Origin of the sequence: Actinoplanes sp. NPDC051861 (genome assembly GCF_040681145.1) — a bacterium.
Lineage (GTDB): Bacteria > Actinomycetota > Actinomycetes > Mycobacteriales > Micromonosporaceae > Actinoplanes.
Map to the genome: position 1 here is coordinate 549,127 of NZ_JBFAYE010000004.1, position 18,348 is coordinate 567,474.

General features: G+C 70.9%; 20 protein-coding genes. 7 read left to right on the forward strand and 13 right to left on the reverse strand.

What is annotated here, in order from left to right:
- The first annotated feature begins 105 nt into the window (after positions 1–105).
- Positions 106–306, forward strand: coding sequence for a hypothetical protein (locus AB0M02_RS16725; protein ID WP_364227326.1), 201 nt, complete (start codon positions 106–108; stop codon positions 304–306).
- A 48-nt stretch (positions 307–354) separates the two neighbouring features.
- Here the strand turns inward: AB0M02_RS16725 and AB0M02_RS16730 are convergent, their stop codons facing one another.
- Together AB0M02_RS16730 and coxB are read right to left on the reverse strand one after the other, a co-directional pair.
- Positions 355–777, reverse strand: coding sequence for a cytochrome c oxidase subunit 4 (locus AB0M02_RS16730; protein ID WP_364227328.1), 423 nt, complete (start codon positions 775–777; stop codon positions 355–357).
- 10 nt (positions 778–787) lie between these two features.
- Positions 788–1,723: a cytochrome c oxidase subunit II gene (gene coxB, locus AB0M02_RS16735; RefSeq protein WP_364227330.1), complete on the reverse strand. Its 936-nt coding sequence runs from the start codon at positions 1,721–1,723 to the stop codon at positions 788–790.
- A 169-nt stretch (positions 1,724–1,892) separates the two neighbouring features.
- Here coxB and AB0M02_RS16740 point away from each other — a divergent pair, with 169 nt between their 5' ends.
- Both AB0M02_RS16740 and AB0M02_RS16745 read left to right on the forward strand, forming a co-directional pair.
- On the forward strand, positions 1,893–3,038 hold the full coding sequence (locus AB0M02_RS16740) for an aminotransferase class V-fold PLP-dependent enzyme (RefSeq protein WP_364227333.1): 1,146 nt from the start codon (positions 1,893–1,895) through the stop codon (positions 3,036–3,038).
- A complete protein-coding gene (locus AB0M02_RS16745) occupies positions 3,035–3,244 on the forward strand; it encodes a sulfurtransferase TusA family protein (protein WP_127554294.1) in 210 nt (69 codons plus the stop codon). Before AB0M02_RS16740 ends, AB0M02_RS16745 begins: the two co-directional genes overlap by 4 nt.
- On the opposite strand, the gene AB0M02_RS16750 is transcribed toward AB0M02_RS16745, so the two are convergent.
- The 4 genes from AB0M02_RS16750 to AB0M02_RS16765 form a co-directional block, all read right to left on the reverse strand.
- On the reverse strand, positions 3,237–3,737 hold the full coding sequence (locus tag AB0M02_RS16750; protein ID WP_364227336.1) for an ATP-binding protein: 501 nt from the start codon (positions 3,735–3,737) through the stop codon (positions 3,237–3,239). The two genes, AB0M02_RS16745 and AB0M02_RS16750, sit on opposite strands and share 8 nt — an antisense overlap.
- 10 nt (positions 3,738–3,747) lie before the next feature.
- Positions 3,748–4,725 (reverse strand): carbohydrate kinase family protein, encoded by a 978-nt coding sequence (locus AB0M02_RS16755; RefSeq protein WP_364227338.1) that lies wholly within the window; start codon positions 4,723–4,725, stop codon positions 3,748–3,750.
- 127 nt (positions 4,726–4,852) lie between these two features.
- Positions 4,853–5,221 carry an iron-sulfur cluster insertion protein ErpA gene (erpA, locus tag AB0M02_RS16760; protein ID WP_185040212.1) on the reverse strand — a complete coding sequence of 123 codons (369 nt, stop codon included), beginning with the start codon at positions 5,219–5,221 and terminating at the stop codon, positions 4,853–4,855.
- Between the two features lie 91 nt (positions 5,222–5,312).
- Complete coding sequence (locus AB0M02_RS16765) at positions 5,313–6,419, reverse strand: glycerate kinase (protein ID WP_364227341.1); 1,107 nt, start codon at positions 6,417–6,419, stop codon at positions 5,313–5,315.
- A 60-nt stretch (positions 6,420–6,479) separates the two neighbouring features.
- Here AB0M02_RS16765 and nadA point away from each other — a divergent pair, with 60 nt between their 5' ends.
- From nadA to AB0M02_RS16780, 3 genes are all read left to right on the forward strand, one after another.
- The gene (nadA, locus tag AB0M02_RS16770) at positions 6,480–7,658 is read left to right on the forward strand and encodes a quinolinate synthase NadA (RefSeq protein ID WP_364227344.1); all 1,179 of its coding nucleotides are present in this window, start codon (positions 6,480–6,482) and stop codon (positions 7,656–7,658) included.
- Positions 7,659–7,846: 188 nt separating this feature from the next.
- Positions 7,847–9,202 (forward strand): UDP-N-acetylglucosamine 1-carboxyvinyltransferase, encoded by a 1,356-nt coding sequence (murA, locus tag AB0M02_RS16775; RefSeq protein ID WP_364227346.1) that lies wholly within the window; start codon positions 7,847–7,849, stop codon positions 9,200–9,202.
- 82 nt (positions 9,203–9,284) lie between these two features.
- Positions 9,285–9,911: a DUF3043 domain-containing protein gene (locus AB0M02_RS16780; protein ID WP_364227348.1), complete on the forward strand. Its 627-nt coding sequence runs from the start codon at positions 9,285–9,287 to the stop codon at positions 9,909–9,911.
- Between the two features lie 132 nt (positions 9,912–10,043).
- Here the strand turns inward: AB0M02_RS16780 and AB0M02_RS16785 are convergent, their stop codons facing one another.
- Together AB0M02_RS16785 and AB0M02_RS16790 are read right to left on the reverse strand one after the other, a co-directional pair.
- A complete protein-coding gene (locus tag AB0M02_RS16785) occupies positions 10,044–10,352 on the reverse strand; it encodes an AzlD domain-containing protein (protein WP_364227350.1) in 309 nt (102 codons plus the stop codon).
- Positions 10,346–11,158, reverse strand: a complete 813-nt coding sequence (locus tag AB0M02_RS16790; protein ID WP_364227353.1) for an AzlC family ABC transporter permease — start codon at positions 11,156–11,158, stop codon at positions 10,346–10,348. The genes AB0M02_RS16785 and AB0M02_RS16790 overlap by 7 nt, the downstream gene beginning before the upstream one ends.
- Positions 11,159–11,256: 98 nt before the next feature.
- On the opposite strand from AB0M02_RS16790, the gene AB0M02_RS16795 reads away from it, so the two are divergent.
- Positions 11,257–11,811 carry an XRE family transcriptional regulator gene (locus AB0M02_RS16795; RefSeq protein WP_364227355.1) on the forward strand — a complete coding sequence of 185 codons (555 nt, stop codon included), beginning with the start codon at positions 11,257–11,259 and terminating at the stop codon, positions 11,809–11,811.
- Here the strand turns inward: AB0M02_RS16795 and AB0M02_RS16800 are convergent.
- The 5 genes from AB0M02_RS16800 to AB0M02_RS16820 all read right to left on the reverse strand — a co-directional run bounded on the left by AB0M02_RS16800 (position 11,808) and on the right by AB0M02_RS16820 (position 18,292).
- Entirely contained in the window at positions 11,808–12,755 is a 948-nt protein-coding gene (locus AB0M02_RS16800; protein ID WP_364227357.1) for an ATP-binding cassette domain-containing protein, read from the reverse strand. The genes AB0M02_RS16795 and AB0M02_RS16800 overlap by 4 nt on opposite strands.
- Entirely contained in the window at positions 12,752–13,552 is an 801-nt protein-coding gene (locus tag AB0M02_RS16805; RefSeq protein ID WP_364227360.1) for an ABC-2 family transporter protein, read from the reverse strand. The genes AB0M02_RS16800 and AB0M02_RS16805 overlap by 4 nt, the downstream gene beginning before the upstream one ends.
- Entirely contained in the window at positions 13,545–14,396 is an 852-nt protein-coding gene (locus AB0M02_RS16810; protein ID WP_364227501.1) for an ABC-2 family transporter protein, read from the reverse strand. The genes AB0M02_RS16805 and AB0M02_RS16810 overlap by 8 nt, the downstream gene beginning before the upstream one ends.
- Before the next feature lie 299 nt (positions 14,397–14,695).
- Entirely contained in the window at positions 14,696–14,914 is a 219-nt protein-coding gene (locus tag AB0M02_RS16815) for a hypothetical protein (RefSeq protein ID WP_364227363.1), read from the reverse strand.
- Between the two features lie 2,622 nt (positions 14,915–17,536).
- Positions 17,537–18,292 (reverse strand): hypothetical protein, encoded by a 756-nt coding sequence (locus AB0M02_RS16820; RefSeq protein ID WP_364227366.1) that lies wholly within the window; start codon positions 18,290–18,292, stop codon positions 17,537–17,539.
- Positions 18,293–18,348: the final 56 nt, after the last annotated feature.

Consider the following 18,348-nt stretch of genomic DNA (forward strand, 5'->3'; position numbering starts at 1 on the left):
GGAAAATCCGCAACACGCCGCGGGCAATGCCCGAGATTGCCCGATTTACGTGTCAGCGTCTGAATGACATTCGGGTAATTCCACCTTCCGGCGAAGGAGACACCCGTGCGGGAACGAGAACTCCGCTGCGTCATCTGTGACGGCGACATGCTCTTCGAGGTGCCGCCGTGCGGCGACGGGCACGACGACTGCCCCGAGCTGGTCTGTACCCGGTGCGGTGCGGCCGAGGTGGTCGCGCCGATCGTCGTACACCTGTGGCTCAAGCCCCCGAAGGGCCTTCTCCCGCAGCAGCGCCGCGCGGCATGAAAGAGCCCGCGCCCTTGAAGGGCGCGGGCTCATCAGCAGGCGACGGGCCTAGTGCTCCGGCGCGCGGGTGCCCGAGTAGTACTCGAACAGCAGGCCGCAGGACGCGAAGATCACCATGACCATGCCGAGGGCGACCAGCCACCACATCCAGAAGACCAGGCCGATGCCGGCGACCGACGCCGCCAGGGCGATGCCGAACGGCCAGTAGCTGCCCGGGCTGAAGAAGCCGACCTCGCCGGCGCCCTCCGCGATCTCGCCGTCCTCCCGGTCCTCCGGGCGCAGGTCGATACGCCGCGCGACGAACCAGAAGAAGCCCGCGCACATCGAGCAGAGCAGGCCGGAGAGGATCAGCGCGACGGTGCCGACCCACTCGACACCGGGCGTGGCGCCATGGGTGTAGAAGCCGTAGACCACAGCCGCGCCGAAGAGGAAGGCGGCGACCCCGGCGAAGATCTTGTATTCGGTCCGCACGTCGAGGCTCCTACTTCCCTGCGGCTTGGTTCTCGGGCTGGTTCCAGCTGTGCTGCTGGCGCCGGGTGTTGAACGGCTCGGTCTTCTCCGCGTAGGAGGCGTCACCGGTGAAGCCGATCGCGGCCATCGCCTCCTGCGTCGAGGCGCCGCCCTTCTTGCTCTCCAGGAAGGTCTCGAACTTCTCCGGCGAGACGACGACCAGCTCGAAGTTCATGAAGGCGTGGTACGTGCCGCACAGCTCGGCGCAGCGGCCGACGTACCGCCCCTCCTTGTCCAGGGTGGCCTCGAAGACGTTGCGCACGTTGCCCGGGAAGACGTCCCGCTTGAACAGCATCTCCGGCACCCAGAACGAGTGGATGACGTCCTTGCTGGTCTCCTCGAAGCGGATCTTCTGACCGACCGGGAGCACCAGGATCGGGATGACGTCGGAGGAACCGACCGTCGAGGCGACCGTGTTCGCCTCCTCGCCCATGCCGTCGCGGTAGTTGAACTGCCAGTTCCACTTGAAACCGACGATCTCGACGACCTGGTCGGGGTTCTTCGACAGCTTGTCCACGCTGGTCTGCACAACGGCGGTGTAGTAGAAGAGCACCGCCACGATCAGCACCGGGGTGACCGTGTAGAGGATTTCCATCGGCATGTTGAACCGGGTCTGCACGGGCAGCTCGTCGCCGCGCTTGCGATACCGGATCACGCACCAGAAGATGAGGCCCCAGACGCCGAAGCCGACCACCAGCGCGGCGATCGTCGACGCGATCCACAGGTCGTACATCTCGTGGGCCTGCAGGCTGATGCCCCGGCTCGGCCACCCGAAGTGGCCGAAGGCCTTGCCCCAGTCCTCAATCGAGCACCCTGAGAGCAGGATCAGCAGCGCAGCGCCGCCGAGACCCAGCCCGGCCGCCCGGCCAACTGCCCGCGGCCGTGTGGCCGAACTCCTTGCGCCCACCTGCTTCTGCCTCCTTAGCAGCGCCGCCCGGCCCAATTCGGACACCTGGCGGCAAGGCTCACCGACGGTCGCACACTACTCGACCTGGCCCGGCCCGCCCGCCACCGGGGGGCCGTAGGCCCGGCCGTCCGGCGAAAGTCCCGCACAACCGGACGATACCGTTCCCTCTGTGGATTACACAGGCGATCCGGCGGGGGCGGCGGTATACCTCGACGCCGCGAGCGCGACACCGCTCCATCCCGTGGCCCGGGAGGCCATGCTCGCGTCCCTTGCCGACGGATGGGCCGACCCCGCACGTCTCTACGCGGCTGGGCGGCGGGCCCAGCAGCTGCACGAGGCAGCCACCGCGGTGGTTGCCGAGATCTTGAGCGTACGGGTGGACGAGCTCTCCTTCTGGCCATCGGGAACATCCGCCGCGCAGGCCGCGGTGCTGGGTGGACTGGCGGGACGCCGCAGGGCCGGCAGCACCCTGGTGCACTCGGCGATCGAGCACTCGGCGGTCCTGCACGCCGCCCGCACGGCTTCGGCGAGCGAGGTCGGCGTGGACCGGCTCGGGCGGCTCGACCTCGACGCCTGGTCCAAGGCCGTCTCCGCGCCGGGGGTGGCCCTCGCGAGCCTGATCAGTGCCAGTCACGAGGTGGGCACCGTGCAACCCGTGGCCGCCGCCGCGGAACTCTGCGCCGAGGCGGGCGTGCCACTGTTCGTGGACGCCGCGCAGACTGTCGGGCGTTCTCCCGTACCCCATGGTTGGTCCTTGCTGAGTGCGAGCGCGCACAAATGGGGTGGCCCGGCCGGCGTCGGTGTCCTCGCGGTGCGCAAGGGTGTGCGATGGATCTCGCCGCTCCCCCAGGATGATCTTTATCGCCCCGGTCATTCCGGCGCGGCGAATCTGCCCGCCGTCGTCGCGGCCGCGGCGAGCCTGCGGGCCGTCGTCGCCGAGGCCGCCGCCCTCAACGCGCGGCTGAGCGTGCTCGTCGACCGGATCAGGGATCGTGTGGCCGCGACCGTGCCCGACGTGGAGATCGTCGGTGACCCCGTCGAGCGGCTGCCGCACCTGGTCACGTTCAGCTGCCTCTACGTGGACGGCGAGGCCCTGCTGCACGCCCTGGACCGGCGCGGCTTCGCGGTCTCGTCCGGCTCCTCGTGCACGTCGTCGACGCTGAAACCCAGCCACGTGCTGGAGGCGATGGGCGTGCTCAGCCACGGCAACGTGCGGGTCTCGCTGCACCGGGACACCACCGAGGACGAGGTGGACCGCTTCCTGGCGGTGCTGCCGGGCGTGGTGGCCGGCATCCGGCGAGAGGCCGGCATGTGATCACCCTCGACTGCCTCGGCCAGCGCTGCCCGCTACCGGTGATCAAGCTGGCGAAGGCGATACCCGGCGTGGCGGTCGGCGAGATCGTGCGGGTGCTTGCCGACGACCCGGCCGCGGCCAACGACATCCCCGCCTGGTGCCGCATGAAGGGGCAGGAGTTCGTCGCCGGCCACGGCCATCAGTTCGACGTACGCAGAATCACCTGAGGTAGCTGACCACCTGCGGGACCGGGTCCTTGGCCAGGTAGGTGTCGACGACCAGGCGGGGGCCGAGGTACGGCTCGTACTCGGCCTGCCGCTCCAGGACGCGTACCCAGTCCGGGACGCCCTCGTGGTCGCGGGACGCGTACCGCGCCTCGACCCGGCGGCGGTGCTCCGCGTCGTCGCCGCAGATCACCTCGACCACGCGCAGCGGCACCTGCATCCGCTCGGCCAGCTCGACCCAGAGGTCACGGGCCGCGCGGACCGGGTTGACCGCGTCGATGATCACGTGGTGGCCGATCCTGAGCTGTTCCTCGGCGAGGGCGGCCACCACGCCGTAGGCGGCGTAGCCGGGCCGCGGCTCCTGCACCCCGTACCGCTGCAGGGTGAAGTCGACCGTGTCGACGGCGAGCACCGCCGCGGGCAGCTCGGCGGCCACCTGCGCGGCGAGCGTGCTCTTACCGACACCGGGCAGCCCGGCGAAGACCGCGAGAACCATTACCTTTCGCTTACCGGGGAAGGAACGGCGCGATCTCGGCGGCGGCCTGCTCCCCGTACGCGGCGGCCAGGCGCTTGGTGAAGTCGTCGGGCTTGATGTCGTACTCCTGGGTGCCGACCGTCTCCAGCACGAGCGCCGCGACGAGCGAGCCCACCTGGGCCGAGCGCTCCAGGCCGAGGCCCCAGGAGATGCCGGAGAAGAAGCCAGCCCGGAAGCCGTCGCCGACACCCGTCGGGTCCTCGCCGATCACGCCCGGGATGACCGGCACGTGGATCCGCTCGATGCCCCGCCCGGTGATCTCCACGCCGTCCTTGCCGAGCGTCGTGACCCGGATCTTGACCTCGTCCAGCACCTGGTCGGAGGTGAGGCCGGCCTTGGTCTCCAGGAGCGAGCGTTCGTACTCGTTCGTCAACAGGTACTCCGCGCCGCGGATCAGGCCGAGCACGTCCGAGCCGTCCATGCGGGCGAGCTGCTGCGACGGGTCGGCGGCGAACGCGTACCCCCGGGTCCGGCACTCCTCGGAGTGACGGATCATCGCGGCCGGGTCGTTCGCGCTGATCATGACGAGGTCGAGGCCGCCGGAGCGGTCGTGCACCGGAGCCAGCTCGATGTTGCGGGCCTCGGCCATCGCGCCGGCGTAGAACGAGGCGATCTGGTTCAGGTCGTCGTCGGTGGTGCAGACGAAGCGAGCAGTGTGCGCCACGTCGCTGATGTGCACCGAGTCGCAGTCGACCCCGTGCCGCTCGAGCCAGGACCGGTAGTCGGCGAAGTCCGCGCCGACCGCGCCCACCAGGATCGGCCGCAGGCCCAGCTTGGCCATCCCGAACGCGATGTTCGGCGCCACGCCACCGCGCCGGACCACCAGGTCGTCGACGAGGAAGGACAGGGAGACCTTGTGCAACTGGTCCGCGATGAGCTGCTCGGCGAACTTGCCGGGGAAGTGCATCAGGTGGTCGGTGGCGATCGAGCCGGTGACGGCGATCTTCATTTCGGCCCTCGGGGTCGGGAAACAGGGGGCGTTACGGGTTGAGACTACCGGTCGGTTACGGCAAACAGGCCGCCCCGTTAACGGGACGGCCTGTTCGAACGTGCTGAGTTCTCGATCGGAGCCTTGATCAGTGGAACGAGTCACCGCAGGCGCAGGAGTTCTGCGCGTTCGGGTTGTCGATGGTGAAGCCCTGCGCGTCGATCCGGTCCGCGAAGTCGATGGTTGCCCCCGCGAGATACGGAGCGCTCATCCGGTCCACGACCACCTCGACACCGCCGAAGTCGTTCACGACGTCCCCGTCGAGCGAGCGCTCGTCGAAGAAGAGCTGGTAGCGCAGGCCGGAGCAGCCACCGGGCTGTACGGCGATGCGCAGGCGCAGGTCGTCGCGCCCTTCCTGCTCGATCAGGGCCTTGACCTTCACAGCGGCGACGTCGGTCAAGATGACGCCGGTCGGGGCGGTCGCCTCGGTCGACTCGGTGTGCGCTTCAGTGGTCACTAGGGCTCTCCTGCCAGGTGCGGTCAAAACTGCCGTACAAAGGCAACGCTAACCCCTCTTCCACAGATTCCCAATCCGGGCAGGACGCAGATCACCTGCTCCACTGCTCAGCCAAGCCCTTCGCAAGTTCGCGCAGGCCGCGGGCCGGTTCGGCGAGTGCCGTCTCCACCGACCCGAAATGCTCCACGAGCGTGTGCGTCTCGGTGACCCCCGCGGCCGCTGCCTCTCGGTATCCCGTCTCGTTACGGCCCGCGAGCACCACGCACGGCAGGCCACGGTCCCGGGCGCCGGCCGCGATCCCGGCGACGACCTTGCCGCGCAGCGACTGGTGGTCGAACGAGCCCTCACCCGTGATCACCAGGTCGGCGGCGTCGAGCTCGGCGTCGAGGCCGATCAGATTCGTGACCAGGTTGATACCCGAGGTCACCCGGCCACCGAGAGCGATCAGGGCGGCGCCGATCCCACCGGCCGCTCCCCCACCGGGCGCGGCGGCGAGATCCTTCACGCCGAACGCCTCCTCCAGGACACCGGCGAAGTGCTCCAGGGCGGCGTCCAGGCGCAGCACCGCCTCACGGCTCGCGCCCTTCTGCGGGCCGAAGACGTTGGAGGCGCCGTGCAGGCCGGTCAGCGGGTTGTCGACGTCGGTGGCGGCGACGAGGCTCACCTGGCGCAGCGGCGGGACTCCGGCCAGGGCGGTCGCGGTGATCAGCGGCGCTCCGCCGTACGGCAGCGAGTATCCGGCCGTGTCGACGGGACCGGCGCCGAGAGCGGCCAGCATGCCGGCGCCCGCGTCGTTCACGGCCGAGCCGCCGAGCCCGACGACGACCTCGGCCGCTCCGGACTCCACGGCCGCGGCGATCAGGAGGCCGAGCCCGTACGACGTCGTCCTCTCCGGGTCTCGTTCCTCGGTGGTGAGCAGGTGCAGGCCGCACGCCTGGGCGCTCTCCACGTACGCCGTGGTGCCAGCCAGCAGGATCTCGCCCCGCGCCGGCCGGCCCAGCGGGTCGACCGTGGCGACCGGGATGCGGCGGCCGTCCAGCGCGGTCGCCAGCACCTCGACGAATCCGGGGCCGCCGTCGGCCAGCGGGCGCTGCACCAGGTCGTCGCCGGGCACGGACCAGCCCTCGGCGACGGCCTGGGCGACAGCGGGGGCGGAAAGGGTACCGGCGAACTTGTCCGGACAGATCAGTACGCGCACCCCGCGAGTGTGGCAGCCCACTGTCGGTGACGCAGCTACCGTCCCAGCCGTTGTGCAACGATGATTTCCGTGACGTCGACCTGGACCGAACCCTCGAACACCCCTCTCGCGCTGCTCCTGCTCGGCAAGGGCACCGACCCGGCCAGTGAGCGGGGCGTGGACTGCCCCGGCGACCTGCCCGCACCCAGCGACCCGGACCTGGTGGCCCGCGCGACGGCCGCCAAGGCGGCGCTCGGCTCCCGGGTGTTCGTCCTCGGGCACCACTACCAGCGCGACGAGGTGATCCAGTTCGCCGACGTCACCGGTGACTCGTTCAAGCTTGCCCAGCAGGCCGCGGCCCGCCCGGACGCCGAGTTCATCGTCTTCTGCGGCGTGCACTTCATGGCGGAGAGCGCGGACATCCTCACCACTGCGGCGCAGCGCGTCATCCTGCCCGACCTCGCCGCCGGCTGCTCGATGGCCGACATGGCGGTGCTCGGCCAGGTGGAGACCGCCTGGGAGCACTTCCAGGACCTCGGCATCACCGACCAGATCGTCCCGGTGACGTACATGAACTCCTCGGCCGACATCAAGGGCTTCGTCGGCCGCAACAAGGGTGTCGTCTGCACCTCGTCCAACGCCAAGCGCGCGCTGACCTGGTCGTTCGAGCAGGGTTCGAAGGTGTTCTTCCTGCCCGACCAGCACCTCGGCCGCAACACCGCGGTCCTGGAGATGGGCTTCGACCTGGACGACTGCGTGCTCTACGACCCGCACAAACACAACGGCGGGCTCACCGACGACGAGCTGCGCAACGCCCGGATGATCCTCTGGCGGGGCCACTGCTCGGTGCACGGCCGGTTCACCATCGACAGCGTCCGCGAGGTCCGCGAACGGGTGCCGGGCGTCAACGTCCTGGTGCACCCGGAGTGCCGGCACGAGGTGGTCCGGGCGGCCGACTACGTCGGCTCGACCGAATACATCATCAAGGCCCTGGACGCGGCGCCGGCCGGTTCGGCGTGGGCGGTGGGTACAGAGCTCAATCTCGTACGACGACTCGCGCTCGCCCACCCGGACAAGCAGATCATGTTCCTCGACCGAGCCGTCTGCTACTGCTCGACGATGAACCGCATCGACCTGCCCCACCTGGTGTGGGCGCTGGAGGAACTGGTCGCCGGCCGGGTCCCCAACGTCATCACGGTCGACGAGAAGACAGCGCACGAGGCACGCGTGGCACTCGACCAGATGCTCGCCCTGCCGTAACTGTCAGTAGCCGGTTGAATCCACCTTTTCGTTAAGGCTTCCTTAGTCAGCGGCGTTTCGCATGCCACCACGACTGGCGGACTTGTCACTCAGCGCTATGCTTCCCCGGTTGCAGAAACGGGTACCCCCACCCGCGCTCTGCCCCCTCGATCACCGGGCGTTCCCACGCCCGCCGGCTGGAGGTTACGTTGACCGACGATGTCCTGGTCGTGCACGGCGGTACGCCGCTGCAGGGTCAGATCCGGGTCCGTGGCGCCAAGAATCTCGTCTCCAAGGCGATGGTCGCCGCCCTGCTGGGCGAGTCACCGAGCCGTCTCTTCGACGTACCGCGGATCCGCGACGTCGAGGTCGTCAGCGGCCTGCTGGAGCTGCACGGTGTGAAGGTCACCGCCGGCGCCGAGGACGGCGAACTGGTGATGGACCCCACGAACGTGGAGAGCGCCAGCACCGACGAGATCAACGTGCACGCGGGCTCCAGCCGGATCCCGATCCTGCTCTGCGGCCCGCTGCTGCACCGCCTGGGTCACGCGTTCATCCCGGACCTCGGCGGTTGCCACATCGGCCCGCGGCCCATCGACTTCCACATCAGGGCGCTGCGCGAGTTCGGCGCGGTCGTCGACAAGACCCCCGAGGGCATGCACCTGAGCGCCCCCAACGGTCTGCACGGCGCCAAGCTGGAGTTGCCGTACCCGAGCGTCGGCGCCACCGAGCAGGTGCTGCTCACCGCGGTCCGCGCGGAGGGCGTCACCGAGCTGCGCAACGCCGCCATCGAGCCCGAGATCATCGACCTCATCTGCGTCCTGCAGAAGATGGGCGCGATCATCACGGTGCACACCGACCGGGTCATCGAGATCCAGGGTGTGCCCCGCCTCTACGGCTACGAGCACAAGCCGATCCCGGACCGCATCGAGGCCGCGAGCTGGGCCGCCGCCGCGCTCGCCACCCGCGGCGAGATCGAGGTGCTCGGCGCCCGCCAGGCCGACATGATGACGTTCCTGAACGTGTTCCGCTCCATCGGCGGCGAGCTGAAGATCACCGACGACCGGGTGGCCCGCACCGGCGTCACCGGCTCCGAGGGCGGCATCAAGTTCTGGCACCCCGGCGGCGAACTCAAGGCCGTCGCGCTGGAGACCGACGTACACCCCGGCTTCATGACCGACTGGCAGCAGCCGCTCGTCGTCGCCCTCACCCAGGCCCGCGGCATCTCGATCATGCACGAGACCGTGTACGAGCAGCGGCTCGGCTACACCGAGGCGCTCAACCAGATGGGCGCCACCATCCAGGTCTACCGCGACTGCCTCGGCGGCACACCCTGCCGCTTCGGCCGCCGCAACTTCATGCACTCCGCGGTCATCGCCGGCCCGTCCAAGCTGCACGCCGCCGACCTGGTCATCCCCGACCTGCGCGCCGGTTTCGCCCACCTGATCGCCGCCCTGGCCGCCGAGGGCACCTCGCGCGTCTACGGCGTCAACCTGATCAAGCGCGGCTACGAGGACTTCGAGGCCAAGCTGGCCGCCCTCGGCGCCCACGTCGAGCGCCTCTGATTCTCGGGTCTCTGACAGGCATTTTCGTCACGATCAACGGCGCGGTGTGTGGCACGCCGCGCCGTTTGGCTACGCTCGTTGCGTGTCCCCGCTGTTTCGCCGCAAGCCAGCTGATCTCGTCGAAGACGCCACCTCCTCCGTTGAGCAGGAGGTGACCTCCGCCGAGTCCCGCCCCAAGGGCTACACCCCCAGCAAGAAAGAGCTGGGCGTGGTGACGCCGAAACGCGTCGCCACGGGCCGCCGGGTGCAGGATCCCGCGCCGGCCAACCGCAAAGAGGCCTACAAGCAGCTCCGCGAGCGCCAGCGGGCCGAGCGCGCCGAAGCCGCCGAGGGCATGCGCAACGGCGACGAGCGCTACCTGCTGGCCCGCGACCGCGGCCCGGAGCGCTCCCTGGTCCGCGACATCGTCGACTCCCGCCGCACCGTCGGCTCGTGGTTCATCGGCGGCGCGGTCATCGTGCTGATCGGCTCCTCCGTGCCCAACCCGCTGATCCAGCAGATCAGCACCCTGATCTGGGCGGGCCTGGCACTGGCGGTGATCCTCGACAGCATCCTGATCGCCCGGCGCATCAAGAAGCTGGTCAAGGAGCGCTTCCCGCAGACGGGTCAGCGGCTCGGCTCGCTGTATCTCTACGGCATCATGCGGGGCCTCACGTTCCGCCGCATGCGGATGCCCAAGCCCAAGGTCGACCTGGGCACGAAGCCGTAAAGCCCGCTCCTCCAGAGCATCTCCCCACTGCCCGGCGACGGTGAGATCTTGGAGGGTTGTGCCCGTATGTGAGCCGCAACTCTCCAAGATCTCAAGGAACGCGCGGATGCGCCGATGCGATGCGGGCGACTTCTAGGGGACTCCGGCGAGGCGCAGCAGGGCGGCTACCGCAGCCGCGGCGATCACCACCACGACGAACGGGGCCCGTCGCCAGGCAAGCACGGCGCCGACCAGGACTCCGGCCGGCCGGGCGACACCGGCGAACTCGCTGCCTGCCATCAGCGCGGCGGTTCCGGCCAGGGCGGCGAGCAGGGCGGCGGCGGCCATCGGGAGCAGCCGCTGGAGCGGATCGGAAAGTTCGATGCGGTCGCGGAGCACCACGCCACCGAGGCGGATGGCATAGGTCCCGGCGGCCAGCACCAGAATCGCGGCGATCAGCATCGGGTCTCCTCGACCGGGAACTTCGCAGCGGCGGACTGAGCGACAGCAGCGGACCAAGCCGCGGCGGCGGGCTCAGCGACAGCGGCGGGCTCAGCGACAGCGGCGGGCTCAGCGACAGCGGCGGGCTCAGCGACAGCGGCGGGCTCAGCGACAGCGGCGGGCTCAGGGGTAGCGGCAGGGCGGCGGCCGCGAGGGCGGAACAGCACCAGCAGGCCGAGCAGGGCGCACAGCACCGGCAACCCCGCCGGCAGCACCGGAGTGAGCAGGACCGCGATGACCGCGCCGGCCAACGCCACCCGCCGCGTGTCCCGGTCCCGCAAGGACGGCAGGAGCAGGGCGATCAGGCCGGCCGGGAACGCCGCGTCCAGCCCCAGCGCGTTCGGATCCCCGGTAGCCCCACCGAGCAGCACACCGAGAACCGTCCCGGTGTTCCAGGTGACGAAGAGGGTGGCGCCCACCGTCCAGTACACCCGGCGGCGCTGTGCCGGGTCGCTCTCGGCCAGCGCGAACGCCACCGTCTCGTCCGTCATGATGTGGCTGCCGATCAGCCTGTCCCGCCACCGAACCCCGACGGAGTCCGCCACGGCCAGGCCGAACGGGAAGTGCCGGGCGTTGAGCAGCAGCCCCGCGAACACCGCGGCGATCGGGTTGCCGACCGCGAGGAGGCCGGCCGCGAGGAACTGGGAGCCGCCCGCGAAGACGAAGACCGACATCACGAGCGGCGCCCAGACCGGCAGCCCGTACGCGATGGCGATCGCCCCGAAGGAAGCGCCGACGGCGAGTGTGGCGGCGGCGAGCGCACCCACATCTCGGAGTAGCGTTCGTTTTGCCGTACTCATAGTTCGTTATGCTGAACGAAGCAGCAGCGTTCGTCAAATCGAACGCATGGACCGATGGAGCGAACATGCAGGAGCCGGCACCGCCGCTGGCCGTCATCGCCGCCGCCCTGCGCCGCGAGCGGGAGCGCGCCGGGATCTCCCTGGCCGAGCTCGCCCGGCGCGCCGGACTGGCGAAGTCGACGCTCTCCCAGCTGGAGTCCGGCACCGGCAACCCGAGCATCGAGACTCTCTGGGCACTCGGTGTGGCGCTCGGCGTCCCGTTCAGCCGCCTGGTCGAGCCGCCGCCCTCGCCGGTCCGCGTGATCCGCGCGGGCGAGGGCACCAGCCTGCGGGCCGACCGCGCCGAGTTCGTGGCGACGCTGCTGGCCACCGGGGCGCCGCACACGCGGCGTGACATCTACACGTTTCAGCTCGAGCCGGGTGATCCCCGCGAGGCCGAGCCGCACATCCCCGGCAGCGTCGAGCACATCGTGGTGGCGTCCGGCCGGATGCGCACCGGCCCGGCCGACGAGACCGTCGAGGTCGGTCCGGGCGACTACGTGACGTTCCCGGGCGACGTGCCGCACCGCTACGAGGCCCTCGAACCCACCTGGGCAGTGTTGATCATGGAACACCGTTAAGACCGATAAAGACGAGCCACCACGTCCTCGATGTCCGGCTCCAGAAGGGACAGGTCGCGAACCGGGACGGCCGCCACCAACCCCGCGACTGCCGCGCCGGCCGCCGACGAGTCCAGCGCGAACGTCACCCGATGCCCGGCCGCCTCACTGCCGACCAACGTCGCACCGGGCAGGACGAACCCCGAAGGCAGCGGGTTCTCCAGGTCCACGACCAGACTCCGGCGGGAACCGTACCGGGCGTGCAGCGCCTCGATCGTCCCGTCGTGGACGACCCGCCCGTGATCGATGACGACCAGGCGCTCGCAGAGCCGTTCGATGTCGGCCAGGTCGTGGGTGGTCAGCACGAGCGTCACGTCACCCGAGGCGCCCAGCTCACCGAGGAACGAGCGGACCGCCTGCTTGCTGACCACGTCCAGCCCGATCGTCGGCTCGTCCAGGAACAGCACCTCCGGCCCGTGCAGCAGCGCCGCGGTCAGCTCGCCGCGCATCCGCTGCCCGAGCGAGAGCTGCCGCACCGGCGTGTCCAGGAACTCGTCCAGGTCCAGCAGCGAACGGCAGCGGCGCAGGCGGGTCTCGTGCTCGGCCGCCGGGACGCGGTAGATGTGGCGCAGCAACCGGAACGACTCGCGCAGCGGCAGATCCCACCAGAGCTGCGAGCGCTGACCGAAAACGACGCCGATCCGCAGCGCCAGCCGGGTACGCTGCGGCACCGGGGCGAGACCGCAGACCGAGACGTCGCCGCTGGACGGGGTGAGGACGCCGGTGAGCATCTTCAGCGTGGTGGATTTGCCGGCACCGTTCGGGCCGATGTAGCCGACCATCTCACCGCGATCGATGGTCAGGCTCACCCCGTCCACGGCGGCGACCGTGCGTTTCTCCCGGCGAAAACGGGACGCTTTTACCCGTACCGTAAAATCTTTCCTTAAATTGCGCATTGAGATCATGAACCGGTGCTCCTGTAGTGACGGATGCCGATTCGCCAGACCATGGCGGCGACAGACGCCGAGGCGAGCGCGGCCAGCGGGGAGAGAAAGCCGGCCCAGCCCGGCAGACCCAGGGGATCGGTCCGGCCGAGCAGCGCCAGCGCCGGCTGATAGGCGACAAAGGCAAAACCTATGGCGTACGCGAAAAGCGCTCGGAACCACGATGAGTACACGGTGATCGGATACGAGGTGTAGTCACGCCCGCCGTAGGTGAACGCCGCACCGATCTCCCCCGAGTCGACCCACCAGAACGCCAGGCTCGCGCTGATCACGAAGATGGACGCGAAGAAGACACAGCCGGCGAGCGGGGTCAGGACCACCAGCACCAGCCGACCCGGCGTCCAGTCGATGTCGTTGACGGCGACCGCGCCGCACAGCACGACGAAGGCGAACACCACCCGCAGTGTCTTCCGCAGCGGTATGTCCATCAACAGCAACTGCGGCAGCGCGGGCAGTGGCCGCACCAGGACGGCGTCGAGCGTGCCGGCCCGGACGTAGAGCTTGAGCCGGTCGACATTCCCGACGGTCATGTCGGCGAGCGCGAACCCGGCCGAACTCAGCCCCACGATCAGCAGCGCCTCCTCCAGCGAGAAGCCACCGATCGCCGGCGTCGCGCGGAACAGCACCAGGACCGTGAACACGTCGAAGACCGTGGCACCGGTGTTGGCGACCATCTCGGTCAGGAACGACGCGCGGTAGGACATCGCCGATCTGATCTGGGCGCCGGCGAGTGCCCCGTACGCCCGCAGCTCACCCACCCTGCACCACCAGACGGCGCTCGGCCCGTCGCTGCACCACCCCGGCCAGCAGCAGCACCGCCACCGCCCACACCGCCTGCAGCCCGACCAGCCCGGCCTGCAGGAGCGGCCCGTCCCGCTCGGCGATCACGTCGAGTGGCGTCTGCAACAGGCTCGGCATCGGCGTGGCCACCCAGAGCGCCAGCGCCAGCTCCTCCGGCAACAGCCGCAGCGGGAAGTAGAGACCGCCGAGCACACCCGCACCCAGCGTCCAGACCATGATCGGGCCGCGCGCGTCGTGCAGCCAGTAGGCGGTCGCGTTCACCAGGTAGCGGCAGCCGAAACAGACGACCACGGCCAGCGTCACGGAGAGGACGAACAGGGGGATCGTCTGCCAGCGGGTGGGCGTACGCAACGGGAAGAAGACGGCGCCGGCGAGCAGCGGCCCGCCGAACCGCGTGAGCGCGCCGTGCAGGGCCCGGCCCAGGTCAGCGGCGAGATAGCCGACCACCGGGGAGACCGGGCGCAACAGGTCGGCGGCGATGTCACCGGTGCGGATCCGGTCGGCCAGCTCGGTCCAGCCCCAGAGGCCGATCACGCTGAGTAGGCCCTGACCCACCCACACGTACGTGGCCAACTGCTCGGCGTCATATCCCGCCGGCTGCTGCCCGGCCGCACCCTCCACGACAGCGAGTAACACGTAACACCGCAGGAAGCCGAACACGATGTTCGTGAACGTTCCGGCTATGGTGGCTTGCCGGTAGGTCGAGTACCGCCGGAAACCCGATCCGATCAGCGCACCGAAAGTAGTAGCGGAGCCGCGGAACGGACCGTTTCGAGAGATCGTCAGCACCCTGGCGTCGATCCGGTCCACGCCGTTAATCTCCTCTCGAAACCCTTCGCAGTGGAGCCGGGCGACTCTACCCGGGTCCCCGGCCGGCCGCGGCACGATTTTTGACAAGGTGGAGTTCGCCGTGACGGAGCGTTGCCAATCGCCGGGCCACCCTTCGGGTGCCCGATGAACGGTTGGAGCTCCCGGCCGGGCGCGGACAGCTGGGACGACGAACCCGCCTGGGTGTACGAGATCACCTGGGAGTGGGAACCCCTGCCCGGCCAGCGCTACCCGGGCGACCCCGGCCGCCGGAAAGCCGTGCACACACCGGTCTACGAGGCATCCCGCGGCTCGGCGTCCGCTCCGGTCAGCTCGTCCCCGGTCAGCTCGTCCCCGGTCAGTGCCGCGCCGGTCAGCGGGCCCGGATCGGCGCCGGACAATCGTGGGCGGGGGCGGGCTGTGGTCGGCGGTGCGCCTGTTCCGCCGCCGACGTGGCCGGACGCGCCGGCGGCATCGCGCGACGAGCCGTCGTGGAACCGCCCGGTCCGCATGCATGACCGGGTCGATGAGGAGCGCGGCGGGCCGGCTGGGCCCGCTCCTGAGCAGCGGCGGGGCTCCGCGCCGGTGTATGGGCGGGCGCAGGGCGAGGACTATGCGGGCGGGCGGCCGGGCGCCGGGCGTCCGATGCCGGGCGGTCCCGGGAATCCCGGGCAGGGTCAGGTCAGCCCCGGGCAGGGTCAGGTCAACCCCGGGCACGGTCAGGTGAACCCCGGGCATGGCCAGGTGCCGGTCAACCCCGGGCATCAGTCGCCGTCCGTGCCGGTCTCGCCGGGACGGTCCGGGCGTGGGCCCGCAGGGCGCGTTCCGCAGCAGCCGATGCCGCCGGACGGTGGCCCGTGGGTGCGCGGGCAGGGCCCTCAGGGTTACGGTCCCCGACCCGTCTCCCCCGTCTCCCCCGCCGACCGAGGCGAATATGGCCGCCCGGCGCCCCAGCAGGGCGGCCCGGCGCAGCCCGGCCCTCGCGGCCCGGGTTCCCCCATGCACGGTGGGCCGTCCCACAATCCTTCCGGTCCGGGCCCGCACGGTGCTCCCGGTCAGCCGCGGCCCGGTTTCGCTCCTCAAAACGGCCCCGGTGCTCCCGGCGGTCCTGGTGGCCCCGGTGCTCCTGGTGGTCCTGGTGGCCCCGGCAGTCACGGTGGACCCGGCGCCTCGGGTGGTCCGGGTGCGCCGATGCGTCCGGGAGATGCCGGTCGGCACGGGCAGGTTCCGCCGCCCGGACGGTTCGGCGGCACAGTGCCCCCCGGCTACGGCCAGCCACGACCCGAACCCGGCTACCAGGGCCGGCGGCAGGCCCCCGAACAGGGCTTCCCCCGCCACGACGCCGAGGGCCGCCCCATCACCGGTCCGACCTCTCCGGCCGGCCCGGCCTACGGCAGCGCGCGCCCCGCACCTCCCGACGCCTTCCCCGCCTATGCGGAAGAGCGCCGCGAGGCCCCCTTCAACCTGCGCCCGGTTCCTCAGGAGCGAGCCACCCCCACAACAGCCCGCCCGGCTCCACAGCCCACCCGGGTAACACCACAGCAGCCGGTGACACCGGCCGCCGTCTACCCCAACACGCCCACCGGCACCCCCACCCAGCCACCCATCGTCCCCGGCCCAGGCCCGGCCGCCCCCGCGTCCGGCCCGGCCGCCCCCGCCTCCGGCCCGGCGACCCCAGGCTTCGGCCCGGCTGCCCCCGGCTCCGGTCCCGCCGCCCCCGGCTTCGGTCCGGCTGCCCCCAGCTCCGGTCCCGCCGGGCCCGGCTTCCGTCCGGCCGGTTCCGCCTTTGACAGCGGCGTGCCCGGTTCGGTCCCGGCATCCGGGCATGGTGTCCCGGTGTCCGGTCATCCGCCGGTGCCGCAGGCAGCCGGACCAGCCGGCGTGGTGTCGCCGGACGAGGACACGTGGACGCCCAAGCGTTCCGATCTGCCCACCGGTCACCAACCCTCCGAGCCGGAGGACCCCACCCGCCCGCTGGACCCCCGGCGCGTCGGCCTCACCCCCACCCCCGGGCATCCCCGCCCAGCCGAACACCACGCCGAATCCGAGGACCGCACCCGCCCCCTCGACCCCCGCCGCATCGCCGCAGAGGCCGCAGCCCAGTCGGCCCCGCCGGCAACTCCGGTCCCGCAGACACCACCCGCAGCCTTCCACCCCACGGAGGCAAGCTTCGGATCCACAGACGGCGGCTTCGGATCCACGGACGCCGGCTTCGGATCCACGGACGCCGGCTTCGGGCCCACGGACGGCGGCTTCGGGTCCACGGACGCCGGGTTCGGGTCCACGGACGCGGGCTTCGGGTCGGCGGCCGAGCCGGTTACCGCGCCGCCGTTCGACGGCGCAGCGCCGGTTGCCCCGGTGACCGGTGCGCCGACCGGCAGCGGCATCGCTCCCCGATCACCGCTGGCCGCCGACCCGGCTGTCCAGGACGAGCCCGAGGCACCGGCGGAGTCGCACGGACTCGGCTGGTTGTTGTCGATGAGCGGCCTGGGAGCTGTCACACCGGTTGCCGAGGCAGACGCGGCACCGGACGAAGTCCCAGAGGCGCCGGCACCCGTCACGCAGCCCCAGGGTTGGTTCGCGCCATCCGCCGACTCGGACGAATCCGCAGACTCCCCAGGGACGGAGACCGACACCTCGGAACCCGCACCCGAGTCGTCCACGCCCGCCACACCCGAGTCGCCTTCGCCGGCCGCATCCGAGTCGGCCACACCCGAGTTGCCTTCGCCGGCCGCACACGCGTCGGCCGCACACGAGTCGCATTTGCCGGCCGCACCCGAGTCAGCCGCACACGAGTCGCCTTCGCCGGCCGCACCCGAGTCGGCGTCTCCTGCCGAGCCGGTGAGCGAGCTGACGTCGGCGGCCGAGACGCCCCTTGGACCGGTGGACGAAGCTGCGACATTTGACGCATCGGCGCAGGAAAGCGACGTCGCGCTGGAGGCTGAGGCTAGCGCTGTCCAGTGGCAGCCTGCGACGGCGGATCCTTGGGCGGGGCAGGTACAGCCTTCGAGTGACAACGCCTGGGCCAGCTGGCAGACGCCTGAGGTGAGCACGGCCGCGAGCGCGCAGGTAAGTGGGACGGACGTCGGCGCTGGGTGGGCGGGTTCGGAGGAGACTTCCGAGCGGGACAGCCTCTACACCGGCGACGGCTGGACCCAGCCGGGCTCGACCGCCGACGAGTCGGCACCCACAGCCGGCGAGGCCACCAGCGCAGACTCGGCCACGCCGGTCAGCGCCACACCCGCCCCGATCTCCGGCGCACCGGATTCAAGCACACCGGTCGGCCCAGCGCCGGTGTCCAGCACGCCCGTCAGCGCGGCACCGGTATCCAGTTCGCCGGTGAGCGTTACGCCCGCATCCAGCATTCCCGTCAGCGCGGCGCCGGTGTCCAACGTGCCGGTCAGCTCGGCGCCCGCGACAAGCATGCCGGTCAGCTCAGCGCCCGCGACGAGCATGCCGGTCAGTTCGGCGCCTGCGTCCAGCGCGCCGGTGAGCGTTACGCCCGTGTCGAATGCGCCGGTCAGTCCGGCGGCGAATCGCCCGGTCAGCACGCCGCCCGGGTTCCGCCCGGCGGGTGGGTCGGACGCGGATTCGAGCACGCCGGTGAGCGCGACGCCAGTCAGCGCAACGCCCGTGTCGAGCATGCCCGTCAGCGCGGTTCCGGCTTCGAGCACCCCGGTCAGCGCCACACCCGAAATCAACACACCGGTCAGCGCGGTGCCGACGTCGAGCACGCCAGTCAGTGCCACACCCACGATCAGCACGCCGGTCAGCGCGGCACCAGCTTCGAGCGCGCCCATGAGCCCCGCATCCGCAGCCATCACACCCGTCAGCGCGGTGCCGACGTCGAGCACGCCGGTCAGCGCAGCACCCGTCAGCGCAACACCCATCAGTGCGGCGCCCGTCAGCGGTGCGAGTCCGGACCCGGGCGTGGAAGGACCGACAG